The organism is Streptomyces sp. BA2 (assembly GCF_009769735.1).
GTDB lineage: Bacteria > Actinomycetota > Actinomycetes > Streptomycetales > Streptomycetaceae > Streptomyces.
In genome coordinates this window covers 3,035,480-3,051,426 of record NZ_WSRO01000002.1, presented here as the reverse complement: position 1 = coordinate 3,051,426, position 15,947 = coordinate 3,035,480, and the positions used below count along the sequence as shown (strand labels likewise).

Genomic DNA, 15,947 nt, shown 5'->3' with positions numbered 1-15,947 from the left:
TGCTGTTGAAGGTCTGCTGTCGAAGGTGCTGTGAGGTACCTGGTGCCCGGGTGGCCGGGATGGGGGTTCCAGCCCGAGTGATCGTAGTTTAGGTTAGCCTTACCTCATTAGCCACACCCGGAGGGGTCCCATGTCGTCGTCAAGACAGGCGCGAGCCATCGCCCGCGCCGGAGCCGTGGCCGTGCTCACCGCACTCGTCGGAGCACTGCTTCCCGCGGCCGCCGCGCACGCCGATGACCGCACGGTCCAGGGCGGACGGCTCGACTGGGGCATCAAATCCTCCTTCCAGAGCTACGTCACCGGGCCCATCGCCCAGGGGAGTTCGACGCTGCGGGGCGGCGCCGCCACGGTCGGCGGCAGCCAGTTCCGCTTCCACTCGGCGAAGGGCTCGTACGACCCGGACAGCGGGGCCTTCAGCGCCGGGTTCTCCGGCGGGGTGCACTTCCTCGGCCACAAGAAGGGCGGCTCGTACGAGCTCGACCTCACCATCAGCCGCCCCACCGTCAAGATCTCCGGCGGCTCCGGCACGCTCTACGCCGACATGGTCAGCAAGGAGAAGGGCACGGGCAAGGTCACATCCACCGCCCAGGTGCCGCTCGCGACCCTCGGCATGTCCGGCATCGACATGAAGGGCGGCTCAGGACCGATCGCCCTCAACAACCTCCCCGCCACGCTCACTTCCCAGGGAGCGAAGGCCTTCGCCGGGTACTACACGGCGGGCACCGAGCTCGACCGGGTGAGCCTGTCCACGGACCTCGCGGCGAAGCCCGGCTCCGGCAAGCCGTCGAAGAAGCCCTCGCCGAAGCCCTCGGAGTCCGGGAAGAAGGCGGAGGTGAAGACCGGCCGGATCGAGGACGCCGCCGTCGACTGGGGCGTGCGCCGCACCTTCCGCGAGTACGTCACCGGCTCCATCGCCAAGGGTGAATGGAAACTGTCCGCCGGGGCCCAGGACGGCGGCGCGCTCTTCCGCTTCCCGCAGGGCGAGGGGACGTACGACAAGAAGAAGCAGACCCTCGACGCGGACTTCGCGGGCACGGTGCGCTTCACCGGCGAGCACGGCCTCGACCTCGCCCTGAGCAAGGTCGCCGTCGAGGTGAAGGAGGACGGCAAGGGCACGCTCTTCGCCGACGTCGACAGCAAGGGCTCGAAAAGCAAGGGCTCGAAAAGCAAGGGCTCGAAAAGCAAGGGCGACAAGGGCGTCACGCTGAAGAAGGCCCCGCTGATCACCTTCGCGGCCAAGGAGCTGAAGCCGAAGGACGGGCTCGTCTCCCTCACCGAAGTGCCGTCGAAGCTCACCGCTGACGGTGCCAAGGCGTTCGGCGGCATGTACAAGGCGGGCTCCGAGATGGACCCGCTCTCTCTCGCCGTCGCCCTCGACGCCGAGGCGAAGCTGCCCGCCCTGCCGGACCTCGGCTCGTCCGCGAGCCCGACACCGCAGGCGAAGAAGCCCGCCGAGCCGAAGACCGAGAACGCCGCCGACTCGTCCGACTCCTCGTCGCCCGCCGTGCCGATCGGTGTCGGGGCGGGCGTGGCGGTGCTGCTCGCAGCGGCGGTCACGTTCGGAGTCGTACGCAAACGGCGCGGCGCCGACCAGACCTGACGTCGCCGCACAGCACTACTGCACTGCACAGCACAGCATCGCACTGCTCTGCACAGCACTTCACTTCGCCTCAGTTCAAGGAGACCACTGACCATGGCAGCCATTCGCCGCCCGATAGCCCTCGCCGCAGCAGCCGCCACCGCTGTGGCGCTCGGTGCCACCGTCCTGGCGGCCGTCCCCGCGTCCGCGGCCGAAGTGCCGCTGAAGGACTACCGGCTGACGTGGGGCGTCAAGGAGAGCTACCGCAGCTACGTGACCGGTATGGCGGCAGGGAAGATCACTGTCGCTGACGGTGCCGAACAGGCCGCGGACAACGGCCCGTTGAGCTTCGTCGATGGTGCGGGGACCTACGATTCCGAGAAGCACACCGTAGACCTGGCCTTCAAGGGGAGCGTGAACTTCACCTCCAAGCTGCACGGCTTCGACGTCAAGCTCGCGGACGTCCGCTTCGACAGCGCGAAGGCGAAGATCACCGCCGACGTCACCAGAGACGGCGGTACGCCCAAGGACGACGTGCCCCTCGCCGATGTCACCGTCACACGCACCATGACCGACATGAAGACCAAACTGACGAAGGAGGCGGACGAGGCGCTCGGCGGCGGTGGCCGCTATACCGGCGCGGACGGCGACCCGCTGACGGTCGCGCAGAAGACGCCTCCGACGGGCACCCCGTCGCCGACGCCCACCCCGACGCCCACGGGTAAGCCGACCTCGACCCCGACGCCGAAGCCGACGGCGACTCCCACGCCGTCCGGTTCGACGACGGCCTCGCCCACTCCCGCTCCCACGTCGTCCACCTCGAAGCCCGCGCCTTCGGAGGAGGCGGGCAAGGTCCACGACGGCTCGCTCGCCTGGGGCGTGAAGGAGAGCTTCCGCCGCTACATCGAGTCCGGCGGCGGCGCCACGCTCTCCGGCGGCGCCGAGAAGAACGACAACGGCTACGACTTCCCGTACGCCAAGGGCGACGTGGACAGCGACGCGAAGAAGCTGAACGCGTCCTTCGGCGGCGCCGTCCGCTTCCAGTACAAGGCGCACGGCATCGACATGAAGTTCAGCGACATCAAGGTGGCGGCTGACGGCACCAAGGGCACGCTGACCGTGGACGTCACCACGCCCAAGGGCACCAACAGCGACGTGAAGTTCGCGACGCTCGACCTCTCCAAGGCGTCGTACGCGGCGAAGGACGACGTCGTCGTCCTCGACAAGGTGCCGGCGGCGTTCACCGCGGCGGGCGCGAAGCAGTTCGAGAGCGAGGACGCGCCGTCCGGCTACAAGGAGGGCGACGCGATCGACCCCGTGACGGTGGCGCTCTCCGTCGCCGAAGGCGCGGAACTGCCGGGTGGCAGCGGCGGATCGACGGGCGGCTCGACGGGCGGCTCGACCGACTCCGGTTCCACCGGCGGGGGTTCTTCCGACCTCGGCGGAGGCGGCTCGGTCGGCGGCGGTACGGGGGGCTCGCTGGCGTCCACCGGTTCGTCGGTGCCGACGGGTGCGCTGCTCGGGGCCGCGGGGGCGATCGCCGCAGCGGGCGCCGGGGCGGTGTACGTGGCTCGCCGCCGGGCCTCCTCCTGAAACCCCGGGGTGCTTGAATGCCGGGATGACGCAACTGCCTGACGGTCTCGATGTACTCCGGGTGTTCTGCGGGCCCGACGGTCGGCACGGCAATGAGCTGGGTGTCGTGCGGGACGGGGCCCGCGTCCCTGGGCGTGGTGAGCGGCAGGAGGTCGCGGCGAAGCTCGGCTTCAGCGAGACGGTGTTCGTGGATGACCCCGAGCGCGGGGTCATCGACATCTACACCCCTACGCTGCGGCTGCCCTTCGCCGGGCACCCCTGCGTAGGTACGTCCTGGCTCCTCGACGTCCCTGAACTGGTCACGCCCGCGGGGGTCGTGGAGGCCCGCCAGGACGGGGAGTTCAGCTGGATCGCTGCGCGGGCGGATTGGGCGCCGGGTCGCGTCCTTCGTCCGTACGGAACCCCGGCCGAGGTGGACGCCCTCGCGGTGCCCCCGCCAGGGGAGTGGGTGTACGCGTGGGCGTGGGAGGACGAGGCGGCGGGGCGGGTCCGTGCGCGGGGCTTTCCTGGGCGGGACGACGGCATCCGGGAGGACGAGGCCACGGGGGCGGCGGCGCTGCTCCTGACGGAGCGTCTTGGCCGTGCGCTCAACATCACGCAGGGGCGTGGCTCGCAGATCCTTACGGCGCCGGCGCCGGGTGGGGTGATTGAGGTGGGGGGACGGGTGCGGCTCGCGAGGGGCTGAGGTTGCCTCCGGCGGTCTTTTCCCCAACCCCGCCCCTTCCCGAAAACTCGCTGGCGCGAGGGCCTTGGTTGCCGTCATCACCGGCTCCGCCGAGTTCGTCCTCAAACGCCGGACGGGCTGGAAAATCAGCTGCGGGGCAATCGGGTGGGTGGGCGGGAAAAATAGCCCCTCCGGCGTTTGAGGAGCGGGGGTCTGGGGGCGGAGCCCCCAGTTTCGGGGGCCCGCAGGGACGCCCTACGCCGACAGCGGGAACTCCTCCCCCAGCTCACGGAAAACCCCCGTATTCAAAGCGAAAGCGCGCTTGCACTCGTCCACGATCCGCTGCCTCTCCAGCTCATCCGGGACCACTTCCCCCAGCCCGTCCAGCAGCTCCCGATAGCCCCGCTTGAACGCGGCCGGGTTGGCGATGCCCTCGAAGACGTAGAACCGGACACCGTCGCCCTTCCGGGCGAACCCCCACGTCTGCTCCGCCTTGCCGCGGATGATCTGGCCGCCGGAGAGATCGCCGAGGTAGCGGGTGTAGTGGTGGGCGACATAACCGCCGGGCCACTCCCGCGCGCACTCCGCGACCCGCGCCGCGTACGCCGCCGTGGCCGGCAGGGGAGCGGCGGAAGACTTCCAGCCCGCGCCCCGCAGATGCGTGAGGTCCCGCTCCAGCTCCGCGACGCGCAGCAGCTCGGGCTGTATGAACGGTCCCGCGACCGGATCGCCCTTCAGGGCCTCCGCGCCCTCCTCCAGGGCGCGGTACACGAACCACAGCTGTTCCGTGTAGCGCGCGTACGCGTCGACGCCGAGCCTGCCGCCGAGCAGGTCGCTCATGAACGTCGAGGTCTCCGCCTCCGTGTGCTGCTCGTGCGACGCGGTGCGGATGACCGTGGAGAACGGATCCATGAGGGACCTCCGAAGCCGAAGAAAGCGAGGAACGCGAAGAGCCGACGAAAGGCGGGAACCAGTGCGACCGCTACCGATCATCCAAGTTAGGCTTACCTAAGTCAACTGGTTCCCGACGTCCTGTCGGTAAAAACGCTACCCGCTCAGAGCTCAGGGAAGCGTAAGGATCTCCGCCCCGCTGTCCGTCACCACGAGCGTGTGCTCGAACTGCGCGGTCCGCTTGCGGTCCTTCGTCACCACGGTCCAGCCGTCCTCCCACATGTCGTACTCGTACGTGCCGAGGGTCAGCATCGGCTCGATCGTGAACGTCATGCCGGGCTGGATGGTGGTCGTCGCGTGCGGGCTGTCGTAGTGCGGGACGATCAGGCCGGAGTGGAAGGACGTGTTGATGCCGTGGCCGGTGAAGTCGCGGACGACGCCGTAGCCGAAGCGCTTGGCGTACGACTCGATGACGCGGCCGATGATGTTGATCTGGCGGCCGGGCTTGACCGCCTTGATGGCGCGGTCGAGGGACTCGCGGGTCCGCTCCACGAGCAGGGTGGACTCCTCGTCGACGTCCCCGACCAGGTACGTGGCGTTGTTGTCGCCGTGCACCCCGCCGATGTACGCGGTCACGTCGAGGTTGATGATGTCGCCGTCGCCCAGGACGGTGGAGTCCGGGATGCCGTGGCAGATGACCTCGTTGACGGAGGTGCACAGCGACTTCTTGAAGCCGCGGTAGCCGAGCGTGGAGGGGTAGGCGCCGTGGTCGCACATGTACTCGTGGGCGACGCGGTCCAGCTCGTCGGTGGTCACCCCGGGCGCGATGTGCTTGGCGGCCTCGGCCATCGCGCGGGCAGCGATACGGCCCGCGGTGCGCATCAGCTCGATGGTCTCGGGGGTCTGCACCTCGGGCCCGGTGTACGGGGTGGGCGCGGGTTTCCCCACGTACTCCGGGCGCCTGATGTTTCCCGGAACGGGGCGGATGGGAGAGAGCTCCCCTGGTACGAGCAGTGACTGGCCAGACATGCAAGCGAGTCTAACCAGCGGTGGTGGGGCAGCATGGCGGAGAGAGAGGAGCAGACCATGCCACTGTTCAAGAAGCGGACCGTCGGTAAACCGGGCGAGTGGTTCTACTGCCTGGAGCACAAGAAGGTCGAGGAGGGCCCCGACTGTCCGGGCAAGGACCGCTTCGGGCCGTACGCCTCCCGGGAGGAGGCCCAGCGGGCGATGGAGACCGCCGCCGAGCGGAACCTGGAGTGGGAGACCGACCCGAAGTGGCATGACAAGGACGCCCGGGGCGAGGGGGGCAAGGCCTGACCCCGCCGCCGGGACGGCCCGTCACCCCGCGGTGGACAGCAGCTTCGGCAGTACCGCCGTCAGAGCGGCGACCGAGGCCACGCGCGCGAGGCCGCCCGACGCCCGCCGCCAGCACCGTGGGAACTGAGCCGCCGCTGCGCGGCGGATCTTTCCCGCCCACCCACCCGATTACCCCGCAGGGCAAACGGGTGGGTGGGCGGGAGACATCCGCCGCGCAGCGGCGGCTCAGGGTTCACCGCAGAAGGCGCCCCCGCCAGAAGCCTCACCACCGCGCCGGTGGCGGCGCCGTCAGCTGGTCGGCCAGGCGGGACAACCGGTCACGAAGCCGTCGGCGACCTCGCGCCGCCGGGAGCGAGTTCTCGCCCGCCGCCGCGCTCACCAGGTGCTGGACCATGTCCAGGTCGATGTCGGGCGACTCCGGCACCGGCAGGGCTTCGTGGGCCATGGCCCGCAGATCACCGTGCCCCGGACCCAGGGACAGTACCGTCGCGCCCGCCGCGCGGGCGTCGTGGACCCGCTCAAGGAGGTCCGCCCCCGGCGGCGGAGCGGGCGTGTCCGGCGCCACCACCAGCAGGGTCTCTCCCCGCCTCGCCGCCTCGATCCGGCCGAGCCCGGTCGAAAGGTGCACGGGATCGCCGTCCCGCACCCGGTGGCGTACGAGCGTCGGCGTCAGTTCCGGCGTCCCGGACCACGCCGCCTCGTCCACGAGATGCGCGGCCAGATGCCACGGCTCGTACTCCTGAGTGCCCACGAGGAGGAGACCCCCGCCGTGCGGCACGACCGAGGAACGCAGCGTCCCCGCGAAGCGGCGCGTCGCGCCCACCCACTCGGTTCCCGCGAGCACTTCGCGCAGCAGCGCTACCCGTACGGCGTCCATGGGGTCGCATCCTGCCTCAACGGGCGAGTCGTCAGGCGGAGTTCACCGGGAATTCGCCCGGGGTGGGACTGACCGGGGATGGCTGATGAGACAACTGTTCCCTTCCGCGCCGGACGCGAGGGCTACGCGAGCTTCCGGATCCCCGCCGTCGTCCGCACCGCCTCCGGCACCCTGCTGGCCTTCTGCGAGGGGAGGGTCGGCTCGCAGGAGGACTTCGGCAACATCGACGTCGTACTGAAGCGGTCCAGCGACGGCGGCCGCACCTGGGGCCCGCTCCAGGTCGTCGTCCAGAACGGCGCCGACCTCGCGGGCAACCCCGCCCCCGTCGTCCTCACCACCGGACGGATCCTCCTCGTCCACGTCCGCAACGCCGCCGCCGCGACCGAGGACGCCATCCGCCGCGGCAAGGTGTCCGCCGCGAACGGGCGGCGGATCTGGGTGCGGCACAGCGACGACGACGGGCTGACCTGGTCGGCCGCCAGGGAGATCACCTCGCAGGTGAAGAAGACGAGTTGGCGGTGGTACGCCACCACCCCCGGGCACGCCGTGCAGACCGCATCGGGCCGGGTCGTCGTACCCGCCAACCACTCCCTGCCGCCCACCGGGACGGACAACGGCACCGAGGGCAAGTACAACGGCGGCCACTGCCTGCTCAGCGACGACCTCGGCCAGACCTGGCGCATCGGCTACGTCGACGACAACACCAACGGCTACGTGAACGTGAACGAGACCACCGCGGCCGAACTCCCCGACGGGCGGCTCTACTTCAACACCCGCAACGACTCCCCGGCCCCCGGCACCCGCGCCGACGCCCACTCCCTCGACGGCGGCCGGAGTCTCGTCAAGCCCTTCCGGCCGCAGGCCGGTCTCGTCGGTCCCGTCGTCGAGTGCAGCGTGCTGCAGCTGCGTACGCCGGACGTGCTGCTGTTCTCCGGGCCCGCCGACCCCGGCTTCCGCGCCCTGATGACGGTGCGCCGCAGCCGGGACTCAGGCACCACGTGGCAGGACGCGTACACCGTGGACGGGCTGCCCGCCGCGTACTCCGACCTCGTCCGCGTCGACGACGAGACCGTCGGACTCCTCTACGAGACGGGAGACTTCAGCGCGTACGAGACCATCACGTTCCGGCGGATACCGGTGGCCGCGCTGGCCTGACTCGGGCGCGGGACGGGCGGTGAGTAAGGTCGGCCGCATGACCTCTAACGACAGTGTGCAGAAGGCTCCCGCCAAGGATCCCTGGGAGCTGCCCGACGTCTCCGGGCTCGTCGTCGGCGTGCTCGGCGGCACCGGTGACCAGGGCCGCGGCCTCGCCTACCGCCTGGCCCGCGCCGGCCAGAAGGTGATCATCGGCTCCCGTGCCGCCGAGCGCGCGCGGACCGCCGCCGACGAGCTCGGCCTCGGCGTCGAGGGCGCCGAGAACGCGGAGTGCGCGCGGCGCAGCGACATCGTGATCGTCGCCGTGCCGTGGGACGGGCACGGCAAGACTCTGGAGGCGCTGCGTGAGGAACTGAGCGGCAAGCTCGTCATCGACTGCGTGAACCCGCTCGGCTTCGACAAGAAGGGCGCCTACGCCCTGAAGCCCGAGGAGGGCAGCGCCGCCGAGCAGGCCGCCGCCCTCCTTCCGGACTCCCGGGTCACGGCCGCCTTCCACCACCTGTCGGCGGTCCTGCTCCAGGACCCGGCCGTCGAGGAGATCGACACCGACGTGATGGTGCTCGGCGAGGTCCGCGCCGACACGGACCTCGTCCAGGCGCTCGCCGCGCGGATCCCCGGCATGCGGGGCGTCTTCGCCGGACGGCTGCGCAACGCGCACCAGGTCGAGTCCCTCGTGGCCAACCTGATCTCCGTGAACCGGCGCTACAAGGCGCACGCGGGACTGCGCGTGACCGACGTCTAGGGCGTAGCGGGCATGGGGGACACTGGGTGCGGGCGCCGTTTCGTACGGAGGCCCGCTCAGCATCCGGACCGACAGCCGAACCACCCGGACCGACCCCCGACAGGAGCCGACCCCCATGCCCCGCCTCGCTCTCTACGCCCTCACGGTCTGCGCCCTCGCCGTCGTCGCGGCCGTGGTCTCCTTCGTCCAGGGCTACTGGATCGGCGCCATCTGGGTGCTGCTGGCCGGACTCTCCTCGAACATGGCGTGGTACTACCTGCGTCGCGCGAAGGCCGAGCGGGACGCCGCGCGCACCGCTACGGGTTGAGCGTGCAGTACTGGCTCGTGTCGCCGTCCCAGAAGCGGTAGAAGTCCTGGCCGCAGTACGTCTCCAGATCGGTGACTCCGAGGCCGCGCAGGATCGCGTCGATCGCGTCGAAGAAGGCGCCGTTGACCTCGGGGATCCACAGGATGCCGAAGACGGCGATCAGGCCGAACGGCGCGAACGGCTCCACCTGGCGGCGGATCTTGTGCGACAGCCAGGGCTCGATGACGCCGTACCCGTCCAGGCCCGGGATGGGCAACGAGTTCAGGATCGCGGCCGTCACCTGGAGCAGGGCAAGGAACGCGAGCGCGAACCGGAAGGTGTCCGGGACGCCGGAGAGCGAGTCGAGCCAGAAAGGCGCGGTGCAGACGACCGCGAAGAGCACGTTCGTGAGCGGCCCCGCAGCCGAGATCAGACTGTGCTTCCACTTGCCCCTGATGCGGCCCCGCTCGATGAAGACGGCGCCGCCGGGCAGGCCGATGCCGCCCAGGATCACGAAGAGCACCGGAAGCACGATGCTGAGCAGCGCGTGCGTGTACTTCAGCGGGTTGAGGGTCAGATAGCCCTTCGCGCCGACGGAGATGTCGCCGCTGTGCAGGGCGGTGCGCGCGTGCGCGTACTCGTGCAGACAGAGCGAGACGATCCAGGCCGCCGTCACGAAGAGGAAGACCGCCAGCCCCGGATTGTCCGCGAATCCGGTCCATGCGGCCCAGCCGGAGACCGCGGTGACGGCGGCGATCCCGAGGAAGACGGGGCTGATCCGCCGGTCGCTGCGTCGGGTGGGAGCGGTGGTCATGGGGCGGGGCTCCTGGAGGTGGCGGGCCGGTTGTCGTACGGGACCGTACCCCGGCGTACGGAGAAAACGTCTCGCACTCCGTGGGGAGTTCCGGGGAGGGTGGGGGCATGGCGCTGTGGAACGTGATGTACGAGGACTGGCAGATGGAGTGCTGCGGGACACCGTTCTCCGTGGGGGACGAGGTGGCGTGGCAGCTGGGCGGCGGGCCGCAGCTGTACTCCGTGGAGCGGCACGGGGAGGAAGGGCCGGACACCGTGGGGCGGGTGCGGTCGGTCCAGATGGTGACGTGGGGCTTCGCGCGGGCGGCCGGCACGGACACCTTCGAGCCGGTGAAGGGCGAGGAGTGGCTCCGCCCGGTGGAGAGCTGCCCGAAGTGGTTCGTGGACCCGGTGGAGGGGAGCCGGGAGCAGGGGTACTTCCGGCGGGAGGTGGGGGTGCTGGTTTCGCTCGACGTACCGGATGATGCCGAGTGACCGGCGTCTTTCCTGATCCGCGGACCGGGAGGACAGCGGCCTGCCCAGCGATCGAAGCCGGGACCGGCAGTTTCCTTCTTCGTGGGCACAGGCACACCGGAACGCAGCCCGATGACGCCGAAGAGCGCCCCCGGCACCGGACGGTGATCGAGGTGCGCCTGCCCAGGGCAGCGCCCTGCACCGCTCCTCACCGCCACCAGAGACAATGGACCCCGTGCGCTACCGCATTCTCGGCACCACCCAGGCAGTCCACGCCGACGGCACCCTCATCGCCGTCGGCGGCCCGAGGCTGCGCGCCCTCCTGACGATCCTCGCCCTCCGCGTCCCCCGGACCGTCCCGGCCCAGGCGCTCGTCGACGAGGTGTGGCACGGCGATCCGCCCGCCGACGCGACCGGCGCGCTGCAGGCCCTGGTGGGCCGCCTGCGCCGGGCCATCGGCGCCGGGGCGATCACCTCCACCGACGGCGGCTACCAGCTGTGCGCCGCGCCGGACGACATCGACCTCTACCGCTTCGACCGCCTCGCCACCGAGGGGACGAACGCCCTCGCCGACAGCGACGCCGCCAAGGCGGCGGCCATCCTGGACGACGCGCTGGCCCTCTGGCAGGGCCCCGCGCTCGCCGACCTCCCGGACCGCACGGCGGAGGCGGCCCGGTGGGAGTCCCGCCGCCTCGAAGCCCGCCGCGCCAGGCTGGCCGCGGCCCTCGCCCTCGGCCGGGCCGAGCAGGTGCTGCCCGAGCTCGCCGCCCTGTGCGAAAGCCACCCCCTCGACGAGCCGCTCCAGGCCCTGCGGCTGCGGGCGCTGCGCGACGCGGGCCGCCCGGCGCAGGCGCTCGCCGCGTACGACGGAGTACGCCGCCTCATCGCGGACCGCATCGGCGCCGACCCAGGACCCGAACTCCGCGCCCTCCACGAGGAGTTGCTGCACGCCGACGCCCCGAAGGCGCCTCCCGCAAGGACCCGCACGGCACAGAGACCGCAGGGCAACCTGCGGGCCAGGCTCACCTCCTTCGTCGGCCGCGAGGACGACATCGACGCCATCCGGGGCGACCTGGCGCGGGCCCGCCTCGTCACGCTGCTCGGGCCCGGCGGCGCCGGGAAGACGCGGCTCTCGCAGGAGGCCGCCGAGGCCCACGCCGGTGGCGTGCCCGACGGCGTATGGCTGGCCGAGCTCGCGCCGGTCGAGGACCCGGACGCCGTGCCCGAGGCGGTCCTCACCGCGCTCGGCGCCCGCGAGACGGTGCTGCGCGGCGCGGGCGCCGAAGAGCTGCGGGCGGTGTCGGAATGGCACGGCGACGACCCCGTCGTCCGCCTCACCGAGCACTGCGCGCCACGCCGCATGCTCCTGATCCTCGACAACTGCGAGCATGTCATCGACGCCGCGGCCCGCCTCGCGGACCGGCTGCTCGCCCACTGCCCCGGCCTCACGGTCCTCGCCACGAGCCGTGAACCCCTCGGCGTACCGGGGGAGTTGCTGCACCCCGTGGAGCCGTTGCCGGAGCCGATCGCGCTGCGCCTGCTCGCGGACCGCGGCGCGGCGGCGCGGCCTGACTTCCGTATCGAGGACGACCGGGCGGCTGCAGCGGAGATTTGCCGGCGCCTCGACGGCCTGCCGCTGGCCATCGAACTGGCCGCGGCCCGCCTGCGCATGCTCACCCCCCGTCAGATCGCCGACCGCCTCGACGACCGCTTCCGCCTCCTGACGAACGGCGCCCGCACGGTCCTGCCCCGCCAGCAGACGCTGCGCGCGGTCGTCGACTGGTCCTGGGACCTCCTCGACACCCCCGAACGCACCGTCCTGCGCCGCCTCTCCGTCTTCGCGGGCGGCTGCGACCTGGCCGCCGCCGAAGCGGTGTGCGGGGCGCCTGCCGAGTCGCCCGACGTCGCCGACGTGCTCGGCTCCCTCGTCGACAAGTCCCTTGTCGTCGCCGCCCCTTCGCCGCAAGGCGTCATGCGCTACCGACAGCTCGAAACCGTCGGCGAGTACGCGAGGGAGCGGCTCGACGAGGCCGGTGACCGCGCCGCCGCCGAACGGGCCCACCTGGTGTACTTCCGTGAGCTGGCCCGGCTGACCGAACCACGGCTGCGGGGCGGCGGACAGCGGGAGGCCGTCGAACGGCTCGAGGTCGAGTACGAGAATCTGCGCACCGCCCTGCGGCACGCCGTCGCCGCCGGGGAGGAGCAGGAGGCGCTCTGCCTCGTCCTCTCGCTCTCCTGGTTCTGGACGATCCGTGACCTGCGCATCGAGATCCGCAACTGGTCGCGCGATGTCGTCGCCCTCGGCCCCGACCCCTTCGTGCGCCCCGTCACCCCGGTGGAACCGCTCTACGAACGCTGCACGGACAACCCGCCGCCCATGCGCCCCGAGGTGCTTGAAGAGGCGCGGCGCGGTGTCCACCTCATCCAGCTCTCCTGCATGGACATGAACCTGGAGGTCTGGCAGACACCCGAGGCCGCCGAGAAACTCGCGGGCATCAGGGAGGCCTACCGGCCGGGTCTTCCGCAGACCTGCTGGTCGCCGGGGAGCCTGTGGTTCTTCGCTGTGCTGCTCGACGGGGACATCGACCAGCTGCACGTCATCATCGACGCGACCATCGCCACCTGCCGCGAGCGGGGGTACGACTGGGAGCTCGCCGCGTCCTTGCAGCAGCGCGCCAACATCCTCGCCAACCGCGCCGACCGGGCGGGCGACGCCCGCCGTGACGCCGACGAGTCCCTGGAGATCTTCACCCGGCTCGGCGATGTGTGGGGCATGGCCGAGGCGCTCTCCTCGCGCGGCGAGGCCCATGAGCGGCGCGGCCGGTTCACCCTGGCCGCCGAGGACTTCGGCGCCGCCATCGAGCACGCGGAGCGGCTCGGCGCCCCCGCGCAGGTGAGCGTGCTCACGGCGCGGCTCGGCGCGGTGCTCGCCGAGGCGGGCGAACTGGCCCGGGGCGAGGAACTGCTCTGGTCGGTCATGGAGCGCGACGGCAAGGCCGCCGCGAACTCCAGCGAGTCCCTGCCCGCCGCCCGCTTCTTCCTCGTCGACCTGCTCACCCGCACCGGCCGCACCGTCGAGGCGCGGGAACAACTCCGGCTGCTCCGGGAAGAGTTCAAGGCCGTCGACTTCGTCATCTTCGAGGGCTTCATGCTGGGCGCGGAGGCCTGGATCAGCGCCGTGGAGGGCCGTCATGCCGAGGCCCTCGCCACGTCGCGCGCCGCGCTCGACAAGTCCCTCGACCCGCTCAGCAAGATGATGGCCCCGCAGATGACCTCGGTCCACCTCACCACAGCCGCCCGCGCCCTGGCCGCCCTCGACGGTGGCCGGTACGCCCATGACGCGGCGCGGCTGATCGCGGTCGCCGACCGTGAGCTGCCGCCCGGCCACTTCGCGCCCGCCGCTGAGCGCGAAATCCGCACGGCCGCCGAGGAGTCGGCACGCGGGGCACTGGGCGACACCGCGTACGAGGCCGCGTACGCGGAAGGCGGCAGCCTCTCCGTGGAGGAGGCCGCCGCCCTCTGTGACACGTACATCGGCTAGCCCGCTGTCCGTTGGATCCGCGCTCAGCACTCCGTGCGGAATCAGCTCTTCGTGCGGAACTTGTGAATCGCGATCGGCGCCATCACCAGGGTGAGCACCGCCGACCAGCCGACCGTCACCCAGATGTCGTGGGCGACCGGGCCGCCCACCATCAGGCCACGCGCGGAGTCCGCGAGCGACGACAGCGGGTTGTAGTCGGTGAAGGCCTGCAGCCAGCCCGGCATCGACTGCGTCGGCGCGAAGATCGACGAACCGAACTGCAGCGGCATCAGGACCAGGAAGCCCATCGCCTGCACGGACTGGGCGCTCTTCATCGCGACGCCGAGGACCAGGAAGATCCACATGATGGACGTGCCGAAGAGCGCGGACAGGCCCACGGCGGCAAGCAGGCCGCCCCAGTTGGTGATGTCGAATCCCACCAGGACACCGACGATCATCATGACCGTCGTCGCGAGGAGCAGCCGCATCAGCTCCACCACGATCTTGGCGAAGAGCACCGAGCCCTGGCCGATCGGCAGGGTGCGGAAGCGGTCCATGATGCCGTTCTGGAAGTCCTGGTTGAAGCCGGTGCCGACGGCCATGGCGATGTTCATGCTCATCATCGCCATCATGCCCGGCACCACGTACTGCACGTACGCGTCCTGACCGCCGCCGAGCGCCTGCCCGATGGAGCCGCCGAAGACGTACACGAACAGGAGCGTGAAGATGATCGGCATCAGGATCGCGTCGAGCATCGACTCCGGGTCCTGGCGGATCCAGAGCAGATTGCGGCGGACCAGGGCGCTGGTGTGGCGCACGTGGTCGCGAAGGCCTATGCGGGCGTCGGCCTCTCCCTCGTGGAGGGGCGGCGTGAGAGTGGTGCTGCTCATACGGCAACCTCCTCGAGTTCGGGGCGGGCGTCCTGCGGGGCGCTGGCCTTCTGGCCGGTGATGGAGAGGAACACCTCGTCCAGGCTGGGCAGTTCGGTGGCTATCGAGCCGATCGTGATGCCGCGCGCGGTGACCGCGCCGACCACGGCGGTGAGCTGCTCGTCGCTGAGGATCGGCACGAGGACCGTGCCGGACTCGGCGTCCACCGTCGAACTCGCGAGGCCGGTCAGGCCCATGTCGTCGAGCGCGCCGGCCAGCGGGCGCAGCTCCAGCGGGTCGGCCGGGCGGATGCGCAGGGTGCGGCCGCCGACCTTCGCCTTCAGCTCGTCGATGCCGCCGTTGGCGATGACCTTGCCGCGGTCGATGACGGTCAGCTCGGATGCGAGCTGCTCGGCCTCCTCCATGTACTGCGTGGTGAGCAGCACGGTGACGCCGTCGGTGACCATCCGCTTGACCTCGGCCCACACCTCGTTGCGGGTGCGGGGGTCGAGGCCGGTGGTCGGCTCGTCCAGGTAGAGGACCGAGGGGCTGCCGATCATCGACGCCGCGAGGTCGAGGCGGCGGCGCATGCCGCCGGAGTACGTCTTGGCGGGCCGGCCCGCCGCGTCGGTGAGGGAGAACCGCTCAAGGAGGGCGTCGGCCCTCGACCTGGCCTCCTTGCGGGAGAGGTCGAGGAGCCGCCCGATCATGTAGAGGTTCTCGCGCCCGGAGAGCTTCTCGTCCACGGAGGCGTACTGGCCGGTGAGGCCTATGACCCGGCGGAGCTGGCGGGGCTGCTTCACGACGTCGTACCCGGCCACGAAGGCCGAGCCCGAGTCCGGGACGACGAGGGTGGAGAGGCAGCGTACGAGGGTGGTCTTGCCGGCGCCGTTCGGGCCGAGCACGCCGAGGACGGTGCCCTCGCGTACGTCGACGTCCACGCCGTCCAGTGCTTTGGTCTCGCCGTAGTGCTTGACCAGTCCCCTCACGGTGACGGCGCTTCCGGCGCCGCCGGGGGTGTTGTTGATTCGCGTCATGCCGCAAGAGTGTCAGCCCCCACCGACAAACCACCGACAGCCTTCCTACACGCGGGGTAACGGGTGGGTGGGCGAGAGACATCGCCGCGAAGCGGCGGACAAAAAAGCCCGCGCCGGCCCGCAGGGAAACGGACAGCCCGTCGACGGG

15 protein-coding genes are annotated in these 15,947 nt (G+C 71.0%); 9 read left to right on the top strand and 6 right to left on the bottom strand.

Translation table 11 applies throughout. The annotated features are described in order from the left end of the window. Positions 1–130 precede the first annotated feature (130 nt). The 3 genes from E5671_RS16475 (at position 131) to E5671_RS16465 (ending at position 3,857) form a co-directional block, all read left to right on the top strand. The gene (locus E5671_RS16475) at positions 131–1,600 is read left to right on the top strand and encodes an HtaA domain-containing protein (protein ID WP_160504738.1); all 1,470 of its coding nucleotides are present in this window, start codon (positions 131–133) and stop codon (positions 1,598–1,600) included. A 93-nt stretch (positions 1,601–1,693) separates the two neighbouring features. After that, entirely contained in the window at positions 1,694–3,172 is a 1,479-nt protein-coding gene (locus tag E5671_RS16470; RefSeq protein WP_160504737.1) for an HtaA domain-containing protein, read from the top strand. A 25-nt stretch (positions 3,173–3,197) separates the two neighbouring features. Then, complete coding sequence (locus E5671_RS16465; RefSeq protein ID WP_160504736.1) at positions 3,198–3,857, top strand: PhzF family phenazine biosynthesis protein; 660 nt, start codon at positions 3,198–3,200, stop codon at positions 3,855–3,857. Between the two features lie 234 nt (positions 3,858–4,091). Here E5671_RS16465 and E5671_RS16460 read toward each other — a convergent pair whose 3' ends face one another. Continuing rightward, a complete protein-coding gene (locus E5671_RS16460) occupies positions 4,092–4,748 on the bottom strand; it encodes a biliverdin-producing heme oxygenase (RefSeq protein WP_160504735.1) in 657 nt (218 codons plus the stop codon). A 150-nt stretch (positions 4,749–4,898) separates the two neighbouring features. Then, positions 4,899–5,756: a type I methionyl aminopeptidase gene (gene map, locus E5671_RS16455; RefSeq protein WP_160504734.1), complete on the bottom strand. Its 858-nt coding sequence runs from the start codon at positions 5,754–5,756 to the stop codon at positions 4,899–4,901. A 57-nt stretch (positions 5,757–5,813) separates the two neighbouring features. Here map and E5671_RS16450 point away from each other — a divergent pair, with 57 nt between their 5' ends. Beyond that, entirely contained in the window at positions 5,814–6,047 is a 234-nt protein-coding gene (locus tag E5671_RS16450) for a hypothetical protein (protein ID WP_160504733.1), read from the top strand. Between the two features lie 262 nt (positions 6,048–6,309). Here the strand turns inward: E5671_RS16450 and E5671_RS16445 are convergent, their stop codons facing one another. Then, positions 6,310–6,924 (bottom strand): hypothetical protein, encoded by a 615-nt coding sequence (locus E5671_RS16445; protein ID WP_160504732.1) that lies wholly within the window; start codon positions 6,922–6,924, stop codon positions 6,310–6,312. 78 nt (positions 6,925–7,002) lie between these two features. Between E5671_RS16445 and E5671_RS16440 the strand changes: the two genes are divergently transcribed. The 3 genes from E5671_RS16440 to E5671_RS16430 all read left to right on the top strand — a co-directional run bounded on the left by E5671_RS16440 (position 7,003) and on the right by E5671_RS16430 (position 9,128). Next, positions 7,003–8,079 carry a sialidase family protein gene (locus E5671_RS16440; protein ID WP_160504731.1) on the top strand — a complete coding sequence of 359 codons (1,077 nt, stop codon included), beginning with the start codon at positions 7,003–7,005 and terminating at the stop codon, positions 8,077–8,079. A gap of 37 nt (positions 8,080–8,116) precedes the next feature. Beyond that, positions 8,117–8,821, top strand: coding sequence for an NADPH-dependent F420 reductase (npdG, locus tag E5671_RS16435; RefSeq protein ID WP_160504730.1), 705 nt, complete (start codon positions 8,117–8,119; stop codon positions 8,819–8,821). Positions 8,822–8,936: 115 nt separating this feature from the next. Beyond that, a complete protein-coding gene (locus E5671_RS16430) occupies positions 8,937–9,128 on the top strand; it encodes a hypothetical protein (protein WP_160504729.1) in 192 nt (63 codons plus the stop codon). Here the strand turns inward: E5671_RS16430 and E5671_RS16425 are convergent. Then, positions 9,118–9,921 (bottom strand): site-2 protease family protein, encoded by an 804-nt coding sequence (locus tag E5671_RS16425; protein WP_160504728.1) that lies wholly within the window; start codon positions 9,919–9,921, stop codon positions 9,118–9,120. The genes E5671_RS16430 and E5671_RS16425 overlap by 11 nt on opposite strands. A gap of 107 nt (positions 9,922–10,028) precedes the next feature. Here E5671_RS16425 and E5671_RS16420 point away from each other — a divergent pair, with 107 nt between their 5' ends. Beyond that, a complete protein-coding gene (locus E5671_RS16420; protein WP_160504727.1) occupies positions 10,029–10,394 on the top strand; it encodes a DUF6578 domain-containing protein in 366 nt (121 codons plus the stop codon). Positions 10,395–10,599: 205 nt separating this feature from the next. After that, positions 10,600–13,914: an AfsR/SARP family transcriptional regulator gene (locus tag E5671_RS16415; protein ID WP_160504726.1), complete on the top strand. Its 3,315-nt coding sequence runs from the start codon at positions 10,600–10,602 to the stop codon at positions 13,912–13,914. Positions 13,915–13,955: 41 nt separating this feature from the next. Here the strand turns inward: E5671_RS16415 and E5671_RS16410 are convergent, their stop codons facing one another. Both E5671_RS16410 and E5671_RS16405 read right to left on the bottom strand, forming a co-directional pair. Beyond that, a complete protein-coding gene (locus E5671_RS16410; protein ID WP_160504725.1) occupies positions 13,956–14,783 on the bottom strand; it encodes an ABC transporter permease in 828 nt (275 codons plus the stop codon). Then, positions 14,780–15,799, bottom strand: coding sequence for an ATP-binding cassette domain-containing protein (locus E5671_RS16405; protein WP_160504724.1), 1,020 nt, complete (start codon positions 15,797–15,799; stop codon positions 14,780–14,782). Before E5671_RS16405 ends, E5671_RS16410 begins: the two co-directional genes overlap by 4 nt. Positions 15,800–15,947 lie beyond the last annotated feature (148 nt).